The organism is Pigmentibacter sp. JX0631 (assembly GCF_029873255.1).
GTDB lineage: Bacteria > Bdellovibrionota_B > Oligoflexia > Silvanigrellales > Silvanigrellaceae > Silvanigrella.
On sequence record NZ_CP123622.1, the window covers coordinates 1 to 22,384 of the forward strand.

Genomic DNA, 22,384 nt, shown 5'->3' on the forward strand with positions numbered 1-22,384 from the left:
CAATTCTTTGACCCTTGACAAAAACACAAAAAGACCAAGGTTACAGTTAAGTGAAAGCAACTGGAAATTGCTTTTTAACTCTATTATTTTAGAACTCCAATCTAAACAAGGGAGTAAATATATGGCTTATCAATTTACACACCGAGCCCAATCAGCCATTAATGATGCGCATACAGTTGCTAAACAAAATGGCAACCCAGAATTAACTCCAGCCCATATTTTAAGCGCTATTTTTAATGAAAATGAAGAAATTGTGAAAATGCTTTGCCAAAATCTTGGATTAAAAGTAACTCAAATTTCATCAGAATTAAAAAAAATAGTTGATACACTCCCAAAAGTGTCTGGTGGTAGTGAGCCAACCAGTGGGCCATTTTTATCTTCTTATCTTGAAACGGCAGATAAAATTAGAAAAGAAATACAAGATGAATATATTTCGATTGAACATTTTGTCATAGCTGCGCCTACTTGTAAGCAGCCAACTGTGGCAAATTTATTCAATCGTTATAATCTTGATACCAACACTCTCCAGAAATCTATTTTAGCTATAAGAGGCAATAATAAAGTGACTGATCAATCTCCAGAAAACAAATTAGGTGTTTTAGAAAAATATGCTCGTGATCTTACAAAGTTAGCTGAGGAAAACAAACTTGATCCCGTCATCGGTAGAGATAGTGAAGTCCGTAGAGTAATCCAAATTTTATCGCGAAGGACGAAAAACAATCCTATTTTAATTGGCGAACCAGGAGTAGGAAAAACAGCAATTGCTGAGGGATTAGCGCAACGTATAATCCGCGGCGATGTACCTGAAACTTTGAAAAATAGAAAACTTCTGAGCCTCGATATCGCTGGCATGGTGGCTGGAGCTAAGTTCAGAGGAGAATTTGAAGAACGATTAAAAGCAGTTCTCAAGGCTGTTCAAGATGCTGCAGGAAAAATCATTCTTTTTATTGATGAAATTCACACCATGGTAAAAGCTGGTGGTGGTGAAGGTTCTATGGATGCTGGAAATATGTTAAAGCCTGCTTTAGCTAGAGGAGAATTACGCTGTATAGGCGCTACTACATTAGAAGAATACAGAATTATAGAAAAAGACACTGCTTTAGAACGCCGCTTTCAACCTGTAATCGTAAATCCACCTAGTGTTGAAGATACGATCACAATTTTGCGTGGATTGAAAGAAAGATATGAAATCCACCATGGAATACGTATTAAAGACAATGCTTTGATTGCAGCTGCAACTTTATCTGATCGCTATATTACTGATAGGTTTCTTCCAGATAAAGCAATTGATTTAATTGATGAAGCGTCCAGTAGATTAAAAATTCAATTAGATAGCGTACCTGAAAAAATTGACACCATCGAAAGAAAAATTGCTCAATATAAAATAGAATTAGTAGCCTTATCAAAAGAAACAGATTATCAGGCCATAGGCCGGAAAACCGATATTGAAAACCAATTGCGCGAACTTGAAAATGAAGCAAAATTAATGCGTAATAAATGGCAACTTGCCAAAGGCAGCGTTAATGAAATAAATAAATTAAAGAAAGATCTAGAACAAGCTAGAGTAAAAATGGAAGAGTACGAGCGCCGCACAGATTATGCTCGGGCCAGTGAAATAAAATTTGGTGAAATGCCAAAATTGCAAGAACGTCTACGTGCTTTAACCCAATCTTCATCACAATCACCAAATGAAGAAAAACATGATGAAAATTCAGTTTTCTTAAAAGAAGAAGTCGATGCTGAAGATATTGCAACAGTGGTTTCTACTTGGACAGGGATTCCTGTTAATAAATTATTCGCCGCTGAAAGACAAAGACTTTTAAAACTAGAAAACGAGCTTAGAGATAGTGTAGTTGGGCAAGATCATGCACTCCAAGCAGTTGCTAATGCTATTCGTTTAACCCGTAGCGGACTAAAAGATCCTAACAAACCAATGGGTTCATTTCTATTTTTAGGTCCAACAGGAGTAGGAAAAACAGAAACTGCAAAAGCCCTCGCAAAAAGTTTATTTGATACAGAAAAGTCTATGATACGGATAGATATGTCTGAATATATGGAACAACATTCTGTTTCTCGTTTGATAGGAGCTCCTCCTGGCTACGTTGGTTTTGAAGATGGAGGACAATTAACAGAAGCTGTGCGCAGAAAACCTTATACAGTTGTTCTTTTTGATGAAATTGAAAAAGCACATCCAAAAGTTCTGAATGTATTATTGCAAATGCTAGATGATGGTAGGTTAACCGACGGACAAGGTAGAACTATTAATTTCCAAAATTGTATCGTAATCATGACAAGTAACATTGGAGCGCACCGAATATTGGAAGCACCAGAAGATGCTCGAAACAGCGAACAACTAAAGAAACTTGTTATGGAAGAAGTCTTAACGCATATGCGTCCCGAGTTATTAAATAGAATAGATGAAACAGTTATATTTAATGCTTTAAGAGAAGATGTTATTGAAAAAATTGTCAGTATCCAAGTCTCTAAATTAGCTCAAAGATTAATGCAACAGCAACATATGGCACTTGAAGTAAACCCAGAAGTAATTTCATCTATTGCAACAGAAGGCTGGGACGTTAATTTTGGTGCACGTCCTTTAAAAAGAGCTTTGCAAGACTTGGTCGAAGTTCCCTTATCTATGGAGCTTTTAGAAGGCAAATTTAATGAAGGAGATACCATTATTGTAAAAGAAGATTCAAAAAAGAATATTTCTTTTAGCAAAAAATAAATTTATTTCCATATAATTGCATTTTTTATAAAAAAAGTCCTAGAAGAAATTTTTAGGACTTTTTTTTCTTCAAGCTCTCATATTTTTTTCTATATTAAAAAAAGAATAGTAACAGTTTTCGTTTCTTTAATAATGTAACAAAATAAAATTTTTCTATTCCTATAACTTTTTGTTTGTATTCTATTTCTTTTGCCTATATAATGTCAAAAACAATATTAGAGGTTGGACATGCAAAAAAATAAAGTTACTTTGTATTCATTGTCTTCTATTTTAATTCTATTTCTAATTAGTTGCGGAAAAAAAGATAACACTCATTCTGAAACTACAACTGAATATACTTATCCAGGTTTAGTTGTTTTGAAAGAAGAAAATAATAAGCATAATTATTTAAATGATTATGAAAATTATACACCACTATATTTGGAAAAAAATTCAGATAAAACAAAAAAATTAGCAAGTAATGTAATTAAAGAAATAAGTGGTTTAAGCTTTGCCAGCAATTACGTTTTAGTTGCAAAAACCAACAATGGACCAAAATTTTATGTTTATAATGAAAAACCAAGTAATGAAATGCTAAATAAACACTTAGAGTTACTTGTTAGTGATAAAGATTTTCAAAATAAAAACATAAAAAATGTAAAATCTACTTTAACAAATGCAACTGTTAATATTACTTTAGTCAGACGAAATATCCAATGTCCTATGCTTATGTTTTTTGATGAAGAAGAGTTAAAAGATTATTGCATAAATAATGCTTTTCTAGAATTAAATTATAAAGTAGATCTATCAGGCTCAAAAATTACAATGAAAGAAGATCCAAAAACTGGTCAATTAATTAAAACTGAAAATGCAAAATATTTAATGGTTTCTGTTTCACCAGATGAAGAAGGTGGAACAGGTTGGCACTTAGCGGATGACATTAATCAAGGATTTAATAGAAGCGAATTTTTAAGAAGTAAACGGGATTTTGTTGGCCCATATGCAAATAAATATAACTTTTGGGTAAATGAAATTACTTCAACAAATGATGTTAAATTAGTGAAAACATTTCCACAAAATACAAATCCAGGCTCAACAGTTACCCAAAGTCATGGAACAACAATCGGACTTTCAGGAAATATTGTTGGCGGCGTTATGAATCATAATCCCAATGCTAATGTTTCACTAGGAGCATCAATACAAATATCAAATTTAAGAAATGTTTCTTACAATACATATGAATACACCATAGAAAATATAAGCTATAATAATAAAGCAAAATGGATGTGGGATTCAAAAGTGAATGATAAAATTTGCGACTATTTAACCAGAAAAGATTTTAATACTTGCCATTTTACTGAAGCAGCTTGGCAAAAAAGTTGGTCTGCAAATAGGGGCAAGTTTTCAGCTATTAGTCATAAATCATTTACCCCTTCATTTCAAGCAGTTTTTAAAACAAGTAAACAAAATCAAGGAAATTCAATTTTTGAGTTAGGGACTAATGTCGAAGCAGGGGTTATATTAGGAAGGAAATTAAGCTTTGCTTTATTTCATTACATAAATATAAAAACAAATAATTTTACAACACCAAATATTACTGAACAAATTTCTGTCGATTGGAGTTCTCCTTATTTTGCTTCAGAATTAAATTTTCGCCTTCAAAATACAAAGGAGCTTTATTCTAGCAAGTGTTTGCTCGTAGATAATAATAAAAATGTTGTACACAGTGAATGCGTTAATAGTCGAGCACAAGTGTGGGGTTATGACAACGATGAAAAACAATTTAAAACAAGATTATTTAATGAAAGCTGTCTTAATTTAGACCAAATGGGGTATTTAACTGTAAATACATGTAATATTAATTTTAATCAAAAATGGGTACTAAATGATCAAGGTCATATTCAATTAAGTAGTGATAAAAGTAAAGTCATTGGACTTGATTCATTTAATAAAGTAAGAATAGTCGATATAAATTCTGATAAAAAAATACACCTAGAAGCTTATAGTGCTGTTTTATAATTCTCAGAATTTTTCATAAATAGCAGAGATTTTAGCACTTGTTCATTTAAAATATCGAAAGTATCTAATATTTTTAAATGCGTTTTAGCTTTATTTATTTGAAATATTTTTCTAATATCAAAATTATCAATTAAAATACTATCACATTGATTTAAACTTAGATAAGCTAAAATATTATTAAAAACCCTATTAACATGAGCATTTATTCCAGATTGTTTTGAACAAATTATAACTTCATTAATCATCTCTAAAAGATTGTCATTACAAAAATATTGTACATTTAAACCATCTAATTGATCTTGAAAAACTTTGTTTTCAAAACTATTTCCTGTAGAAATTATTGCCACCTTTTTTAATGAACTATTTTTTATAACATTAACGCTTTCAATAACTGAGAAATAAAAATCCAGTTTAGCATTTGAATTACTTAAAAATAGATCTTTAAAAACAAACATTTCACTAGAAGGTATAATTAAATGATAAACATTTATTAAACGAAAGTCATTTAAACATTTAATTATTTCTTTTCTTATTTCACTTTCTTCAAATTTTAAATAATTTTCAGCAACAGAATGCAAAATAATATTAATTTTATTTTTTAATCCTTCTTTACTTTTTTTCTTATTATAAAATTCAAAAAAATTTTCTAAATACTGCAATGAAAAATTAGAACCAGTTAGTGATAGTATTCCCAAATATAAGGTCTCTTCCATAAAAACTCCTAATTCAAATACCAACGAAAAGAAATTGGTAAAATCTGCAGTTGATAAACACTTGAACCAATATTTCCACCAACCATATCTACAGAATATGTATAAACAAAATTAACTGATGGAGTATATGCTAAGTGTTTATTAACAAAGGTCGCATATAGTAAATTAGTTAAAAAATTTATTCCATTTTTTTTAGAAGTGGTTGTTGTATATCCATTAACAGTTCCTTGATTTAAATAATAGTAATAAGATAGTCTAAACAAAATTTCTAAAGAACTTTCATCACTAAAATTTGGAAATAAATATAAATAAGGTCCTAGCAATAAATTATTTTCAACTGTTTCTTTTAAATTTGAGTTGTTCCCTAAAGTTTTTTGACTATAGTTGATGCTAGAGTATAAACCAAATTCTGCTTTAGAAAACTCCTTACCGATATACATCCCTCCTTCAGTTGAAGAATTAAAAGGGTTTATCAGAATATTTGGACGAAAATTTAAATGTTTAGTTTTAAAGCAAATTTCTAGCCCTGGTCGTGCAGTTAGTATTTGATTATTCATTCCTGATTTATTTGAATCTTCCGAATTAATAAAGCTATAATCATAAAAAAAAATATCTGTTTGGACAAAATTACAAGTTTCAGGCTTTTCATTAGATTCCGAGAATGCATTACTATTGAAGGATATAAAAAAAACTAAAAATATAAATTTTAACATAATTTGCCTATAAATATTATTTTACTCTCCAAAAAAAACTTAAATGTAGATTTTTTTAATTGTCTCATATATGAGTATATAAAAGCAATCCCATTTGCCATGGGATTTCTCAATAAAATTAGGTGCTAATTCCCAAAATGAAGGAGTCCATTTCTATGGAAACTATCCGAACTATTAAATCTCAGAATAAGAAATTTACTTTTTCCTTTGAAGAAATTGTTTCGGATTATCGACTTGCAGTAAGAAGCAGATATGCTAGTTTAACAGGCAGAAAAGAAGTATTAACTGGCAAAGCTAGTTTTGGAATATTTGGCGATGGCATAGAGCTTCCACAAATAGCAGCAAGTAAAGCTTTTGCTAAAGGAGATTTTAGAACAGGCTACTATAGAGATCAAACATTTGAAATGGCACTTGGGAATGTTTCTGTAACTCAATTTTTTTCACAACTTTATGCTGACCCTGATATTAGTAACGAACCACATTCTGGTGGACGACAAATGAACTCCCATTTTGGTATTCGTTTACTTGATGAAAACGGTTTCTTTAAAAATCAACTTGAAAATAAAAACTCTATCTCTGACATTTCTCCTACAGCAGGACAAATGAGTCGAATGCTTGGTTTAGCTTATGCGTCTAAACTTTATCGAAATGAAAAAGTATTGCATTCAGAAGGACATCATTACTCAAATCAAGGAAACGAAATTGTTTTTGGAACGATTGGTGATGCATCAACTTCAGAAGGAATTTTTTTCGAAACAATGAATGCTGCAGGAGTTTTACAAATTCCATTGTTAATGTCTGTATGGGATAATGGATTTGGAATTTCAGTTCCAAGACATTTACAAACAGTAAATAATTCTATCTCACAAGCTCTTTCAGGATTTCAAAATAGCCAAGACAACAAAGGCATCTCAATTTATCAAGTAGAAGCTTGGAATTATGTTGATCTCTGCGAAACATATCTTACAGCAGCTGAGCACGTTAGAAAAAATCATAAACCCGCATTAGTGCACGTAATAGAAGTAACCCAACCGCAAGGTCATTCAACAAGCGGAAGTCATGAAAGATATAAATCTAAAGAAAGATTAGATTGGGAAAAAGAATACTGCTGCATTAAAAAATTTAGGGAATGGATAATTGCCAAAAATATTTCAACAGAAAACGAGCTAAATTTAATTGATGAAGAAGAAAAAATATACGTTGAAAAATGCCGTTCTGAAGCATGGGAATTATTAATAAATCCAATAAAAAAAGAATTAAAATCAGCTTTGCATTATTTAAATTTAGTTTTAAGCAATACACAAAATTCTGAATCCATAAAACAGTGCATATATAATTTAGAAAATACTGTTTCTTTAAATAGAAGAGTCATTCATTCAAATTTATTTAAAGCTATTATCAATATACGCAATGAAGAATCTTCAGAAAAAAATCAACTTATCCAATTTTTTAACGAGTTTTCAAGAAAATATAATTATATTTATGAAAGCAAATTATACAGTGATTCTAAGCATTCTCCTTTAAATATCAAAAAAATTGATCCCATTTATTCTCCACAAGGAGAAACCGTTGATGGTAGAATTGTCCTGCAGAAATGTTTTGAACAACAATTTTTAAACAATCCTAAATTTTTTGTACTTGGCGAAGATGTAGGCAAATTAGGAGATGTTAACTTAGTATTTGAAGGATTAAATGCAAAATTTGGTGATTTAAGAGTAACTGATACCGGTATTCGAGAAGCCTCTATTCTAGGCCAGGGTATAGGAGCAGCTATCAGAGGTTTAAGACCATTAGTTGACATCCAGTATCTTGATTATTTTTTATATTGCCTACAAACAGCTTCAGACGATCTCTCTACTTTACTTTATAGAACAGCTGGTGGACAAAAATCACCCGTTATCATTCGCACAAAAGGGCACAGGCTCGAAGGAATTTGGCACACAGGTTCACCTATGGGGACTATTTTAAATTCAATTAGAGGAATGTATTTATGCGTTCCAAGAAATATGACTCAAGCAGCAGGAATGTATAATACTTTACTTCAATCTGATAATCCTGCTTTAGTAATCGAGGTACTAAACTCTTATCGTCTAAAAGAAAAAATTCCTGATAATATTGGTTCCTTTACTGTTCCTTTAGGTCATCCAGAAATCATAAAAAATGGAGAGCATATTACAATTGTAACCTATGGTGCTTGTTGTAAACTCGCAATGGAAGCTGCTAGTGATTTAGAAAAAATGAATATTTCTGTTGAAATTATCGATATTCAAACATTATTGCCTTTTGATTTAACAAATACAATTTTACATTCTATTAAGAAAACCAATGCTGTTTTATTTTTAGATGAAGATGTTCCAGGGGGAGCATCTGCATATATGATGCAACAGTCTATTGAACGAGATAAGGCTTTCCACTTTTTAGATTGCATGCCTAGAACATTATCTGCAAAAGATAATAGGGGAGCTTATGGGCGCGATGGCGATTTTTATTGCAAACCTCAAACCGAGCATATTATCGAAATTTGTTATCAAATTATGCAAGAAAGATCCCCCAAAAAATTCCATGATTTTTATAATCAAGAAGTAAGACGTCAAGGTGCAATATCAGCTGAAAATTCCTTAAAATTGACTCATAATACAACGCTAGATAATTTTTAAAGTATAAAAGTATAAAAATATAAATATGTAGGCTAAAAATCATAGTACTTAGTTATGGAACTCTGATTAAGTTTACATTATTTCCTTTAGAAGATAAGTTTATTTTGCTATTTTTTTTAAAAACTAAAATTTTTAAAATTTATAATAAAAAAATATTAGAAGGAAATACTCAGATGAAAAAAATTGCACTTGCTAAAGTAATTTCTACCTCGTTTTTAATAATTAGTAACACATCCTATGGTAACAATAATTTAATGAATCATAAAAATATGGATTCCAATTTATTTTTAGTTTCTAAAAACAGTGAAAATGGAAAAAATGGCGAAAATGGTAAAAATGGAAAAAATGGAAAAAACGGTAAAAATGGCGAAAATGGAAAAAACGGTGGAAACGGTGGAAATGGTGGAAACGGTGGAAATGGTGGAAATGGTGGAAATGGTGGAAACGGTGGAAATGGCGGAAATGGTGGAAATGGTGGAAATGGCGGAAATGGCGGAAATGGCGGAAATGGCGGAAATGGCGGAAATGGCGGAAATGGCGGAAATGGCGGAAATGGCGGATAATAAATTTATTAAGGGACATAGCACTAAGATATTCTGAATATGTTTCTATCCCCCATTTGAAGTTGTCACTTTTTATAATGGATAATTGAAAATACTTTAATAATAGTCTCAATAATTGGAAAAAGTATAATTATTTTAATAAAAATATAGTCCTAAATCTCTACTATGGTATAAAAACAAGAGCAAATTATTACAAAAAATAAAATAAGCGTATAAAAAATAGATAAAAAGATCTAGCAAATTTTTTATGTGAGTAACTTTTTTTTAAAGTCAATTCATCTTTCTTTTTTCTTCAAAGAAAATAATTTTTGATTTTTTATTTGACAATATATTTTATTTATACCCAAAATAAGAATCAAGCAATAAAAAAAACCGAGAGGCCAAATAATGTAGCCAATTGTAATTATTAAACTAAAAGCTATACCCCCTAAATCACTATTACTCATATTATTGAATAAAAAACCAGAGAAAATTATTGCGAAAAATAAAATTGGTATATAAATACTTAATTTAAAAATTGATAAAAAAGAAATAACAAATTTTTTAATATGAGTTACTTTCTTTATTTTAAAAGTCAATTCATCCTTCTTTTCTACTTCAAGAAAAATCAATTCTTTTTGCTTGTTTATTTCAGAAAATATTCTTTTTTTATAGCCAAAATAAGAATCTAGCAACCAAAAAAACAGCGGTAAGAATACAATTAATAATTTGTAATATAATGCATTTTTAGATATATTTTCTGATAATTCAATATATAATAAAATAATTTTAATAGAAAAAATTACTGCAATAAGTTTTATAAAAAAAGTATTTGTAACAATTAGTTTCATTATTTTAAGTGTTTTTCTAATCATTTTTAATAACCTATAATTTGTTAGAGAATAGTTAAGAAGTACTATCAACGCAAAATACTATCAACGCAAAATACTATCAACGCAAAATACTATCAACGCAAAATACTATCAACGCAAAATACTTTCCACATTTTTTAGAAAAAGATATGGAAAATGTAAAATAATTTTAATAATATTCTTTGTTGTATGAGGAGTAATTGGCACCCATTTTTCTAAATTTTACCTGGCAAATAAGACACACCTGATTTTTCTTCCGCAATTGGTTTATTAAGGATAATTTTTTTTCCAGCCGTTTTTCCATCGGAATAAAAATCAGAATAAACACTTCCACTACCTGATGATTTTGTGCTCAATTTTGGATATAATTTTTTAGTATAATTATTTAAATAAGTCATTTCTTCTTTAAGTAGCATTGGTAAATTAAATTCTTCACTTTCAATATTTTGCTTTATATTTTGTTCATTTTTCCTATTTTGTTTCTCTAATTTAGAATGAAAACCTTCAATCACCCCTTTTTGAAAAGATAATTTATATTTAGCAGATATATTTCCATTTTTTTGGTATTCAAGCCATAGCTTTTCAATTTTATCTTTTAAAAAATAAAAAACGTACTCTGCCATTTTTATGTTACTTTTCTTTCCAATTATTTCGACAGATTTATACGATTCTTGGTTTAAGTAGTCATACATTTCACCATAAATAATATTCACAAAAAAATGGTTTTGAATAAGAGCAAAAATAAATTGATAGGTACTGGGCACTACTTTTCTGTTAAAATTTATAAAAAAACTTTCATACAACTCATTATTTTTTTTCTGGATATTTTCAATATTATATTTTTGATATATTTCTTGCACTTTTTGCATAGCCAAATACGCTTCATGTTCATTTACAGATTGTGCTAAATTTAAAAGTTTTTCTACTTTTCTTAGCATCACTTGATCTTCTGAACTTAAATTAGGAAAATCTTCTTTTGCTGCTAAATCATCGAAATTTAACTTAGCTTTTCTAAACCTTGGAAGAACTGCAATTGTCTCACATGCTTGTTGAAAAAGTGAATCGTGCCCAGAATCTGACTGATATAGTTGAGTTACTATTTGGTGTGCCATTTCATGTTTTAATACTTGAATAACAACATTCCAAGGATATTCTGTAATTAATTTTCGCGACAACCGAATTGTTTTAAAAGTGGGGTTCCAACTCCCCCATTCAGATGTTAAATCTTCAATAGTTATCATTGGTTTTGTCAATTTAATTTTATATAAATAGCAAATGTAATCGTACTCTTTATAGAGTTGGAAAATAACTTTTGAAAACATTTCAGATAATAGAGACTCGAAATTCATATTTCCTCTAAATTTATTTAAGAAAAAAGCGATAATGATCTTCTTTAAAAAACTTAATCTTTAATAGGAGATAAAGTTGCCTTTGTCGTAACAGTTTTACTATCTTTAATTTTATCGGACAATTGTCCATCCGATATTTTTTGGGTAAAGATAGGAACAACGACTTCTTTAGTTATGCCACCTGACAATAAAAGATCAATCCGTGTTTTTGGAAGAATCAAATTTTGATCACCAACAAAATATGTTAGCGAAAAGTCACCATCAGGTAAATAAACTTCATCGGGTTTGAAATACATTAAATCAATAGATTTACCATATATACTGGGACTTTTTGCTTCAAAGCGCACAAAATCTGTTTTTGTATTTCCTGATGTATATTTTATTTCCCATTTTAATTTGACTCTACTTAATTTATCTATTCTAACAGAATCTTCAGATGTCACTAAATTCTTAAAAATGCCTTTAATTCCTTCAACTCCATATTCGTATTTTTGATCAAAAACTAAAAAGGGCATGTCAGGCATAACAGTCATTAATACAAATGGCATTCTATTCGCATGAATAGTAATTCGTGGTGGTAGTTTACATTTTTCATATTTTTCAGGACAGGTAGGAGAATTAATTTGCACCCCACGTGTCTTAACCTCAGTAATTTGATTTTCTGAAACATCTACATATTTTTCAATTTCTGTACCTTCCAGCGTTACTCTGTAGTTACCAGGAAATACAGGATAATCCGTATTTAATCTAAACAATACTTTTTCATTAATATATGCAAATATTGGTTGACCACCTGCTTTTAAGCGTTCTTCAATTGGAAAATAGCGAGGAGAAACGATTCGCATTACCCCTAGTTTTATATCAAAATTAGAAAAATCTTTTATTTGAATTATTTTATTGCTACCATTTACTTCTATCTGATATCTTCCACTTTGTAGCCAAATTGTTCCATTAACAGGAGAAGAAATAACAAATTTTTTTTCTTGTGTTGATAAATCTAATGGATAGGAAAAAAACTTACTAGAATCCGTATTTATTGGTGAAGACAATGTGAGTGGCCATAATTGCACTTTTTTTTCAGAATAAATGAGAGGATCTAAATTAAATTCAACATTTCTTCCTGAAATAGAAAGTACATTTTTCCCTGGTAAAATATCAAAATCACTTTTATTAATAAACCAATGTTCTTGTTTATTTAAAGGGTCAAGACAATAACTATTAAAAGTATTGCTTAAAGAATTTTCTAATTGATTATTATTTTTACTATTAAATACTAAACTAACTTTACTCATAACAATTTTTTGATCTTTTGTTCCGTCATGATTAAACTCATAAGAACTGCATTCATTTGCAAGAGCATATATTCCAACTGGCAATAAGGTTTTTGTATTTGTCGTAATTCGCATAAGTGGATAATATATTTTTTTATTATTACTATTATTAACTTTATAAATTGTTACGTTTTTATTAGGATTTCCTAAAAATACAAAATACCTTTTATCTTCAGAAGATGAATTTTTATTACATGAATTAATAATTAGTATTAAAAATAAAAAAACAAAAAATCTCAATTATCACACCTCAGCATAGTTTGTATTGAAAAATATTTATGCACTTTGAATTGCTTAAGCTTTCCTACAATAGCCACATCTTTACCTTTTTGCATACAAGGTAAATAAGCAGTTATATTTTCAGTTGTAACTTGAATATAACCTGTTTTGTCTTCCAATACAAACCAAAGACCTCCGGGACCTACATCAAATATTTTTCCACTTAAAATAACAGGAATATCATAATAAGTTTTTGGAGTTAAAATTAATAATTTTATATCAACAAGTCTTGTTTTTTTCTCGCAACTTCCAATTAATAAAAGGCTAATGATCAGCAGCAGCAGGTTGTTCATCTTCATTTTCTGTTTCCTCTTTTAGGTCAAATGTTAACTCTGCTACTATTTTATCTAAATCTATAATACCTCTAATTCTATCCCCTACCCTTGAAACTCCAGCTAATATTTTATATTCAGCAGGAAAGAAATTTTGTGGAATAGATTCTATTTCCGAAGGTTGTAGACGAACAAATTCAGTTATATCATCAACAATGACACCAAAACCACCATAATCACAATGCAAAATAATTACTCTTGTAGTAGAATCAGCTTTTCCTCTTTCAAATTTCAAAAATCTTCTTAAATTTAACACTGGCATAATTTCACCGCGTAAAGCAATGATACCCTCCATCATAAATTTAGCACCCGGAACAAAAGTTATTGTTGTTAACATAATAATTTCTCTTACCAATGACATAGGTAACAGAAATTCTTCTTTATGCAATTTAAAACCGATATATTGAACACCTGGTGTTTGTACTACTCCTTCATCGGTAACATCATTAATATATCCAGATGCAGTATCATCTTGATAAGGCAATTGCACTTGTTGACCGCCAGCAGCATCACCTGAAAAAGAAACAAATTTTTTAACTTGCAACTGCAGCACGATTTTGGTACCCCGATTTAGTTTGTGAGAAGTCGTCTATTATTTCACCAACATCCAATACTAAAGCTACTCTTCCATTTCCTAAAACACATCCTCCAGCAACTCCGCGCCGTTTTCCCATAAGTCTGCCTAAAGATTTAATAACAATTTCCTGTTGACCTTGAAGTTGATCAACTACTACTCCAACTCTTTTTTCACCCACTCCAACAACCACAAATATTATTCTTGGTTTAGAATGCCTCATTCTAAAAGAAAAACTTTGATTTGAATTGGATTGTTTTATTTCTACAGATTTTTCTTCATTTGGTTTATCATTATTTTCACCTTCATTATGATGTTTTATTCTTTGTATATCTGCAACGGAATACCACATTAAATCATTCATTGCATGCAGATCAAACACATCTGCAAGTTTGAGTAAAGGAAGTACTCTATCTCTTAATTTAACGAAATCTGCACTTCCCATTTTTTGCACTTCTTCTGGTCTAATGCGGATACTTTCAATTACATTTACTAGAGGAATAGCATAACTTTCACCTTTAGTTTCAACCATAAGACTTGGAATAATAGCTAAAGTTAAAGGTAATTTTATTGTTGTTGTGGTTCCTTTTCCAAGTTCACTATCTAATTCAATAATTCCTTTTAACTTCACAATACTCTTTTTAACGACGTCCATCCCAACGCCACGACCAGAAATATTTGTTACTTTTTCAGCAGTAGAAAATCCTGATTCAAAAATTAAAGAAAATATTTCTTTATTTGTCATATGATCAGCTTCTTTAATAATTCCTCTTTCTATTGCTTTATTTCTTATTTTATCAATTTGTAATCCTTTTCCATCATCTTGGATAGTTATTACTATCATATTTCCATCTTGACTAGCTTTTAAATGAATATTACCTTTCCTAGGTTTTCCTACTTGTTCTCTTACATCAGGCATTTCAACACCATGATCCACACTATTTCTAATTAAGTGAACAAGGGGATCTCCAATTTCTTCGACTAATGTTTTATCTAGTTCTGTTTCACCGCCAATTATATGTAGATCCATTTCTTTTCCTAGTTGTCTGCATAAATCACGAACAACTCTTGTAAATTTATAAAATGCGTTTCCAACTGGAACCATCCGAATTTTCATAATAATACTTTGAACTTCATTCATGTGTCTGCCAAAAAGCAAAACACTTTCACTCATCGAATGTCCTAATTCACTATTTCCATTTCCACGTAATTCTTCTTCTATTCGAGCAAAACGTGTTCTATCAATAACCAATTCACCAACTAAATTAACAAGACTATCAAGACGCTTTAAGTCAACACGGATTGTTCCACCAGCTTCATCAGCTTTTTTCTCTTCTGGTTTCTTTTTATCTTTGTCACCAGCAGGCTTTGCAGCTGCTGGCGCAGCAGGTGTGGCGGGGGCAGCTGGCGCGGCGGGTGCAGCAGGGGCAGCTGGCGTGGCGGGTGCAGCAGGTGCGGCCGGAGTTCCTCCCTCAGCTTTTTTGGCAGGAGCCCCACCGGTACCCAAAACCGCTAATCTTAATTTTGAAAGAGCATCGTTTATTGGCATTTCTGATGATTGATTTTTTTTAATGGACTCAAACATAATACGAATTCTATCTAAACCAAAAAATAAACCATCCATTAAAGCAGGAGAAACTTTTAAAGTTCCCTTGCGTATTCTATCAAATAAATTCTCCATTTTATGGGTTAATTTTTCAATTGCACGAAACCCGAACATTCCAGAAGTACCTTTAATAGTATGAGCACTTCTAAAAATACTTTCAACCGCATCTTTACTTTCGGGATTTCCTTCCAACTCAAGCATTGAATTACTTAAATTTTCAATGAGTTCATCAGCATTTGATAAGAAATCTTGCAACATTTCAGGATCAAGATCAGGTTTTTCAAAGCCATCTCCACCAGCAAGATTTTTGGTATCAAAATCTTCTTCTGGCTCCTCTTCTTCACCTCCTCCATGCCCACCACCTCCTGCAGCTGCAGGTGCAGGTGCAGCGGCTGGGGGAGCAGAAGAAGCTTCTTTAGCAGGTTCAGCAGCAGCAGGCGCATCACCTCCTCCCGCAAAAACAAGAGAATCCCAAGGAGGTCCTAATTTTTTTAAACAGCTAGGATCTTTTTTGTCTAAATCTACAACGTCTGCTTCAACAACTCCTTTCAAAGTTGCTGCTTCAAGTTCAGCTGCAAATACTATCAGAGCATGTTCACCTGATACCCGAAAAACTATAAAGTCACCAACTCGGGATATATTATCTGCATGTTTTCCTGATTTTAGCTCATCTATTGACTTATAACTGCCATCTTTAAGGTGGACAGCAAAGACCTTTTCAGTCCTAGTAGAAAATTTTTGAAAAGCAGCATTTTCTTCAGCGGAAAAAGCTCCGGCTTCTAAATTGCCTGTTGGCGCAGAACTGTTACCTGCTGGGGCACTGGAAGGAGCAGGAGTTCCGCCATTTTTCACAATATCAGATTTAGCATGAAACTCATGCACAAGCCTTTCCGCCTCCATCAACACATCAGGATCAATTGGCTTTGGATACGCTTTGTATACTTGTTCAAAAACATTTTGTGCATCTGAGACTAATTCAATTATTTCTTTTGTTAATTTAACCTTTTCAGAACGAACAAATTCAATATAATCTTCAACTGCATGCGCCATAGCAACCATCTCTAAAAGATTTGCCATTTGCGACAAACCTTTCAGAGTATGCAGTGTTCTAAATAATTCTTGACTTTCTTCGAGTGGGACATCTTCATTCGCAATTAAATGCTCTTGAAATCCTTGGCATAAGGTTGCCAAGCGTTCGTATAATTCGGTTGCTTCATTCTTCAACTCTTCAGCTAGGTTTGAATCAGATTGTTCCGGTGAACGAAGCTCAGGTATGCTTTTTAGGAAAAACACACTATCCCCCAAAAAAAGTACGTTAATTGTGATAAATGAGGTATGACTTACTAGGTATTTTAATCGCATTAACTGCGTCTGTATTTTTTTTAGAGTTAAGGATTTGGCGGTTTTTATGAATAGCAAACAAAAAAATAAATTAATTTTAGCAAGTGGATCACCAAGAAGAAAAGAAATGCTAACTGCAAGTGGATTAGAGTTTTTAGTAATTCCAGCTAATATAGATGAAATTCCAAAAACAAATGAATCAGGGAAAGACTATGTGAAGAGAAATGCATTTGAAAAAGCATTAGCAGTAACTAAACAAGTATCACCGAATGATATAATACTTAGTGCTGATACTATTGTTGTTACTAAAAATGATGTCATTTTAGAAAAACCACTATCAGAAGAACATGCAGAAAATATGCTCAAAATGTTATCAAATGAATCTCATTTAGTATATACAGGCTATACCCTAATGCAAAATGGAACAGAACTAATTTCTAGAGTTATTGAAACTATTGTAACATTTCGGAAAATATCAGCGGATGAAATTCAAGCTTATATTGCAAGTAAAGAACCTTTCGACAAAGCTGGCGGTTATGGTATTCAAGGTAAGGCAATGGGTTTTGTTACCAATGTCAATGGAAGCTACACAAATGTAATAGGTTTACCACTTGCAGAAGTTTTAGTCGATCTCACAAATTTTGCAGGTATAAAACCTTTTGCAATTAAGTAATTTGTGAGGAAATAATTAACATGAATAATTTCATTGAAAGTAATTTAAATAATTTCAAAACAAATCTGACTAATATTGCCACCAAATATAAAAGAAATATCGATGAAATTACTATTATAGCTGTCAGTAAATATCAAGATTGTAATAAAATAAATTCTGCTTATTCAAGTGGACAAATAAATTTTGGAGAAAATTATATCCAAGAGTGGCAAGAAAAAGTAAAATTTTTTCAAAACAGTTTACCAAATTTAAAATGGCACTTAATAGGAAATTTACAAAAAAATAAAGCAAAGTATTTAACCGATAAAGTTTTTTGTCTTCAATCATTAGACAGTATAGATCTGGCAAAAGAAATTGAGAAAAAAGGAAAATTTGAACAGAAATTAAAAGTTCTAATTCAACTCCAAATTGATAAAAATGATCAAAATAAATCAGGAATAACAATTGAACAAGCAAAATTATTACGTGATTATATTTGGAAAAGTTCTAAAATAAGTTTTGCAGGTTTCATGGGTATTGGCCCTCTCGATATAGAAATAAATAAAAGAAAAGAACTCTACTATTCATTTATTGACAATGCATACAATCTCTGGAAGGAAACAAACTCAATTAATACACAACCAATTTTATCTTTAGGAATGTCCTCTGATTATGAAACTGCAATTGAATGTGGGAGTAATATGTTAAGAATTGGTACTGCAATTTTTGGTGAAAGAAATAAAAACTAATTTTCATTGAAAATATATAATTAAATTTATTCTTTTTGAACTTTTTTGCCAAATTCTATCGAAACCCCTATAATTCCATCTAGCATTTGCAATTTTTGATTAGTTAACGAAGTTGTTTGTTGACCATATGTATAATTGATTTCTAAATAAAAATTAATAATATTGATTGACTTATTAAGATTTATTCCATATTCAAATAAATTCCATCTAGAAACTGCATATGTATTGGTATTCGTAGGATAAAAATGTAAAAACATAAGATGAGAATTTAAATTCAATTCATAAGGTAAATCAAGCATGGCATATAATCTTCCACCAAGACCATATTGTTGGACAGGATCAAGATATAAATTATATTGAGAAATATTATTACTAGAACCAATATTTGTTACTGCCGAACTTCTGGAATAAACAAAATATCTATTTTGACCTACAATGCCTAAATTAAAATAGTCTAAAAAATTGTAATTTAAACTTGCTTCAAAATTTCCAATATTTACTTTATTTGTCATTAAATTTATATTAGTAAAAGGTTTAAATGAAATTGATTGAATGCGTCCATTAATATTTGCGTAAAAATCATTTGTAAAATATTGTGACCATCCAAAATTTGCTCCGTATGCAACATGACTTATGAGAGTCGCATTGGAGTTGTTCAAGCGGTCATAAATATCAAGACGTTCATAAGTTTGCATCAAGCCCGCATAGAATTTTGAATGAATATCTAGAACTTTTTCTTCATTTATTTCTTTACTTTCGTCTTTATTTTCATTTTTATTTTCAGCTTCAAGCTTACTTTCATTTGTTATTTTAGAATGAAAATCGTTTAAATTTGACTTCTCTAAATTGTTTATAGTTTCAAAATTTTTCATACAAAATTCAATATTCTGTATTTTTATATAAATTACTTCATTTGGATATATTAAATTTCCTTTAGATTCATGATTTAATATTTGTGGATTAAGTTTGAGAGTTTCATTTAATGCAGTCTGTAGATCTAAATTATGAAAATGTTTGAGTTTTTTTAAAATTGAGAATAAAGTATCTTGCTTATTAACTACATATGAAATTATATTAGATTGGTTTTTTGCATTGTAATTCAAATTTTTAATTTTCAAAATTTCATTAGGGTAGATTAAATTTGGATCTTGAGAAGTTAATTTATTTAATCGTAACGTTTCTTTTAATGAACCATTTTCACCATAGACAGGATAATTTTTATAAGTTCTTAAAATATTAATTAAATTTTCATTTTTTTGTACTTTGTGTAAACAAATACTTTCTTTTGCATATATCTTAGAGTATATTAATAATATTAATATTATTTTTAATATTTTACTAATAATCATTTTTTTTCCATTTAATTACCAGATATTTATCGAAACTTATTAGAAATTATTTAGATGGGTTAAAATTACATAATTTAATTACTTTAAATTATAGTTATGTAGAATCTTCTTCAATTTTAGGAATAATTAGAATGCAAAATTTACCTAGAGTGTTTTTATATTTAGTTAAATATTTGAGAATACACCCTAATTATTTTTAAAAAGAAAAGAATCACTATGAATGTCTTGAGAATTTGCTCCTTGTAAAAAAACTAATTCTTTCGCAGCTTTTACAAAAGTTGAATCTCCACAAATATAAACTTTCCAATTTTCTAAATCCACATAATTTTCTTCAATAAAATTTAATACATTACTATTTTTTGCACTATTAAGGCAACAGGAAAATAAATTAAAATCATTATGAATCAATTTTAACTCATTAAGAAAATTATTTGCATATAATGATTTTTCATTAACACCACCTTGTACAAAATGTATTGCTTTCTGGTGATTTTGGAAAATAGCCTGCCTACATATACCTAGTAGTGGCGCTACTCCAGTACTAATTCCTAAAAAAAGCATAGGCTTATTTAGAGCATCGGAGGTAAAAAAACAACTCCCTAAAGCTTGTGAAATATAAATTTCATTTCCAACATTTAATTCATTAAATATCCAATTAGACATTTCACCAGTTAAAAAATGTTTAATATGTAATTCTATTTCATTTTTGTCATCACATAAATTTGCTATAGAGTAACTTCTCAAGCAGTTTGTATCTTTATAAATGTTTAAAAACTGTCCCGGATAAAAAGAATAATCTTTAGGTTTTTCTAACTTTAAAAGAATTACTTCATTATTTATTAATTTTTTCTGCAAAATTTTAGTTGAATACTTTTTGCTTTCTTCACCACACTTTTTAATCGAAATATCTTCTTCAGGAAAACAAAGACATGATAAAAATTTTTTTTGCAATTTATCGGCTTCTGACAAGCCAATTTGACTTTTTTGGGGCGGAGTTCCAGTATTAAATTCCAAGATACAACTTTGACATAAACCGCTTTTACAAAAATAATTAATATCTTCATTATTTTGAATTAATAAATCTAATACGCTTTGTTCCGGAGAAATCTGATAATTATTGCTATTAAATTTAACCATTGGCATGATAAATTTACCTTTCAAATACGCCCTAAAACAGCATCCCTTGCAGCTTCTGCTTTAGCCATGATGTCATTCATAATTTCTGAAGATAATTGAAGTTCTTCAAGGGTTTCTTTTAAGTGATTTGCAACCGCATTAAAATGCGAGTCATTTAAGCCTCTTTTAACCAAATGGGCATGCCCCAAAGTAAGATCTTTTCCAGAATACAAATTTGGTCCACCAAACAACAGAGTAAAAAAAGCTTTTTGTTTTTTTATCTGGAGATTCATATCAATATCAGTAAAAAAATGTTTAATGAGCGGATCTTTAAGGATTTTGCGATAGAAGATTTGGACCGCCTTTTCCATAGCCGCTTCACGACCCACTAGTTCATAGTAACTTGTCATAACATCTCCTTTTTACTAATGTTTCCTTTAAAAACAGGAATATTTTTAAAGCTGTATTTAAAATACATCTTTAAAAATATTCCGCAAGTGCCGAAGGAAATTTTGTCAAACAATATGACAATGCAATAAAAATTAGCATTAAATTTTCTAGATTTGTAATTAAACTATTATGTAACTATCAGTGACTATTAACAAATTAAAATATTTAAAGATAAAGTTTTCTATAAAAAATAGAAATTTTAATTTAATTATTTTAAAATATATCTGTAAATTTTCCTTACAAATTTTCAATAATAATTATTTAATTGACCAAATACTCTTTATAAATAATGACTAATATCTCCTATTTTTAATAATTAGGAGGACTATTTTTAAGGAGAATCTATGATTACTAAAATTTTCTTAGCTATTATTTTGTCTATATCATTACCCTCAATTGCATTATCTGAAGAAAAAAACTTAGATATTTACATGGATGGTAGTTACAAAATGCTTAAAGCAAAAAGTAATGACATAGATTTTTCTGGTGCAGGGATTGGAGCTGGTACTTTATATACTTTTCCAACCTCTACAAATATAAAACCCGTTATAGGGGCTTACTTTGATTACAATGCCACAGGGTCAAATTCCACATTTATTGTTTTTGATCACTTCAATTATGCAAGCGCAGTGCTTAATTTAGGCGCAAAATACAAAATAAATTCATTTTCCCTATTTCTTCTTAGCAACTTTGGCTATGCCTACTATAACGATTATGGATTAGACAATGCTTTTATGAATACTAACTTAATTACTTATGAAATAAAAGATCACTATTTTGTTGGAGGCTCTCTTCTAGGGAGCTATGCTTTTGGGGATGTTTTTAGTATGGGCCTAAAAACTACTGCCAACTATCATGTATTAAATAAAAAGCTAAAAATAGATGGGCCAATTCAATTTAACGACAACTCAAATGGGAAACAAACTTACTTAGAAACTGGTATTGGTCTAGTTCTGCTATGGTCAATATAGTATTAACAACATAAAATCTATTTCAAATTACTAAATTTTTTTTATTTGAAATTGCTATAGTT

The 22,384-nt window shown here is 30.0% G+C and carries 18 protein-coding genes; 7 read left to right on the forward strand and 11 right to left on the reverse strand.

Features of this window, described 5'->3' with window-relative positions:
* The first annotated feature begins 121 nt into the window (after positions 1-121).
* Together clpB and QEJ31_RS00010 are read left to right on the forward strand one after the other, a co-directional pair.
* On the forward strand, positions 122-2,728 hold the full coding sequence (clpB, locus tag QEJ31_RS00005; RefSeq protein WP_280591611.1) for an ATP-dependent chaperone ClpB: 2,607 nt from the start codon (positions 122-124) through the stop codon (positions 2,726-2,728).
* Between the two features lie 228 nt (positions 2,729-2,956).
* Positions 2,957-4,726: a leukocidin family pore-forming toxin gene (locus QEJ31_RS00010; protein WP_280591613.1), complete on the forward strand. Its 1,770-nt coding sequence runs from the start codon at positions 2,957-2,959 to the stop codon at positions 4,724-4,726.
* Here QEJ31_RS00010 and QEJ31_RS00015 read toward each other — a convergent pair.
* Positions 4,708-5,439 carry a hypothetical protein gene (locus QEJ31_RS00015; protein ID WP_280591615.1) on the reverse strand — a complete coding sequence of 244 codons (732 nt, stop codon included), beginning with the start codon at positions 5,437-5,439 and terminating at the stop codon, positions 4,708-4,710. The two genes, QEJ31_RS00010 and QEJ31_RS00015, sit on opposite strands and share 19 nt — an antisense overlap.
* An 8-nt stretch (positions 5,440-5,447) precedes the next feature.
* Positions 5,448-6,152 (reverse strand): hypothetical protein, encoded by a 705-nt coding sequence (locus tag QEJ31_RS00020; RefSeq protein WP_280591617.1) that lies wholly within the window; start codon positions 6,150-6,152, stop codon positions 5,448-5,450.
* A 155-nt stretch (positions 6,153-6,307) separates the two neighbouring features.
* Here QEJ31_RS00020 and QEJ31_RS00025 point away from each other — a divergent pair, with 155 nt between their 5' ends.
* Entirely contained in the window at positions 6,308-8,809 is a 2,502-nt protein-coding gene (locus QEJ31_RS00025) for an alpha-ketoacid dehydrogenase subunit alpha/beta (protein ID WP_280591619.1), read from the forward strand.
* 173 nt (positions 8,810-8,982) lie between these two features.
* A complete protein-coding gene (locus QEJ31_RS00030) occupies positions 8,983-9,372 on the forward strand; it encodes a hypothetical protein (RefSeq protein ID WP_280591621.1) in 390 nt (129 codons plus the stop codon).
* A gap of 275 nt (positions 9,373-9,647) precedes the next feature.
* On the opposite strand, the gene QEJ31_RS00035 is transcribed toward QEJ31_RS00030, so the two are convergent.
* The 6 genes from QEJ31_RS00035 to QEJ31_RS00060 form a co-directional block, all read right to left on the reverse strand.
* Positions 9,648-10,226: a hypothetical protein gene (locus tag QEJ31_RS00035; RefSeq protein WP_280591623.1), complete on the reverse strand. Its 579-nt coding sequence runs from the start codon at positions 10,224-10,226 to the stop codon at positions 9,648-9,650.
* A 212-nt stretch (positions 10,227-10,438) separates the two neighbouring features.
* The gene (locus QEJ31_RS00040) at positions 10,439-11,572 is read right to left on the reverse strand and encodes a DUF2786 domain-containing protein (RefSeq protein WP_280591625.1); all 1,134 of its coding nucleotides are present in this window, start codon (positions 11,570-11,572) and stop codon (positions 10,439-10,441) included.
* 53 nt (positions 11,573-11,625) lie between these two features.
* The gene (locus QEJ31_RS00045; RefSeq protein ID WP_280591627.1) at positions 11,626-13,143 is read right to left on the reverse strand and encodes a hypothetical protein; all 1,518 of its coding nucleotides are present in this window, start codon (positions 13,141-13,143) and stop codon (positions 11,626-11,628) included.
* Positions 13,140-13,481 carry a hypothetical protein gene (locus QEJ31_RS00050; protein ID WP_280591629.1) on the reverse strand — a complete coding sequence of 114 codons (342 nt, stop codon included), beginning with the start codon at positions 13,479-13,481 and terminating at the stop codon, positions 13,140-13,142. The genes QEJ31_RS00045 and QEJ31_RS00050 overlap by 4 nt, the downstream gene beginning before the upstream one ends.
* On the reverse strand, positions 13,447-14,067 hold the full coding sequence (locus QEJ31_RS00055) for a chemotaxis protein CheW (protein WP_280591630.1): 621 nt from the start codon (positions 14,065-14,067) through the stop codon (positions 13,447-13,449). The genes QEJ31_RS00050 and QEJ31_RS00055 overlap by 35 nt, the downstream gene beginning before the upstream one ends.
* Entirely contained in the window at positions 14,048-16,987 is a 2,940-nt protein-coding gene (locus QEJ31_RS00060) for an Hpt domain-containing protein (protein WP_280591631.1), read from the reverse strand. The genes QEJ31_RS00055 and QEJ31_RS00060 overlap by 20 nt, the downstream gene beginning before the upstream one ends.
* Positions 16,988-17,102: 115 nt before the next feature.
* Here QEJ31_RS00060 and QEJ31_RS00065 point away from each other — a divergent pair, with 115 nt between their 5' ends.
* Both QEJ31_RS00065 and QEJ31_RS00070 read left to right on the forward strand, forming a co-directional pair.
* Positions 17,103-17,708 (forward strand): Maf family protein, encoded by a 606-nt coding sequence (locus tag QEJ31_RS00065; RefSeq protein ID WP_280591632.1) that lies wholly within the window; start codon positions 17,103-17,105, stop codon positions 17,706-17,708.
* A 20-nt stretch (positions 17,709-17,728) separates the two neighbouring features.
* Entirely contained in the window at positions 17,729-18,436 is a 708-nt protein-coding gene (locus QEJ31_RS00070) for a YggS family pyridoxal phosphate-dependent enzyme (RefSeq protein ID WP_280591634.1), read from the forward strand.
* 26 nt (positions 18,437-18,462) lie between these two features.
* On the opposite strand, the gene QEJ31_RS00075 is transcribed toward QEJ31_RS00070, so the two are convergent.
* The 3 genes from QEJ31_RS00075 to QEJ31_RS00085 form a co-directional block, all read right to left on the reverse strand.
* On the reverse strand, positions 18,463-19,785 hold the full coding sequence (locus QEJ31_RS00075) for a LysM peptidoglycan-binding domain-containing protein (protein ID WP_280591636.1): 1,323 nt from the start codon (positions 19,783-19,785) through the stop codon (positions 18,463-18,465).
* A 186-nt stretch (positions 19,786-19,971) separates the two neighbouring features.
* The gene (locus tag QEJ31_RS00080; protein ID WP_280591637.1) at positions 19,972-20,928 is read right to left on the reverse strand and encodes a 2Fe-2S iron-sulfur cluster binding domain-containing protein; all 957 of its coding nucleotides are present in this window, start codon (positions 20,926-20,928) and stop codon (positions 19,972-19,974) included.
* Positions 20,929-20,942: 14 nt separating this feature from the next.
* On the reverse strand, positions 20,943-21,311 hold the full coding sequence (locus QEJ31_RS00085) for a group 1 truncated hemoglobin (RefSeq protein ID WP_280591639.1): 369 nt from the start codon (positions 21,309-21,311) through the stop codon (positions 20,943-20,945).
* A 384-nt stretch (positions 21,312-21,695) separates the two neighbouring features.
* Between QEJ31_RS00085 and QEJ31_RS00090 the strand changes: the two genes are divergently transcribed.
* Positions 21,696-22,322: a hypothetical protein gene (locus QEJ31_RS00090; protein WP_280591641.1), complete on the forward strand. Its 627-nt coding sequence runs from the start codon at positions 21,696-21,698 to the stop codon at positions 22,320-22,322.
* The last annotated feature ends 62 nt before the right edge of the window (positions 22,323-22,384 follow it).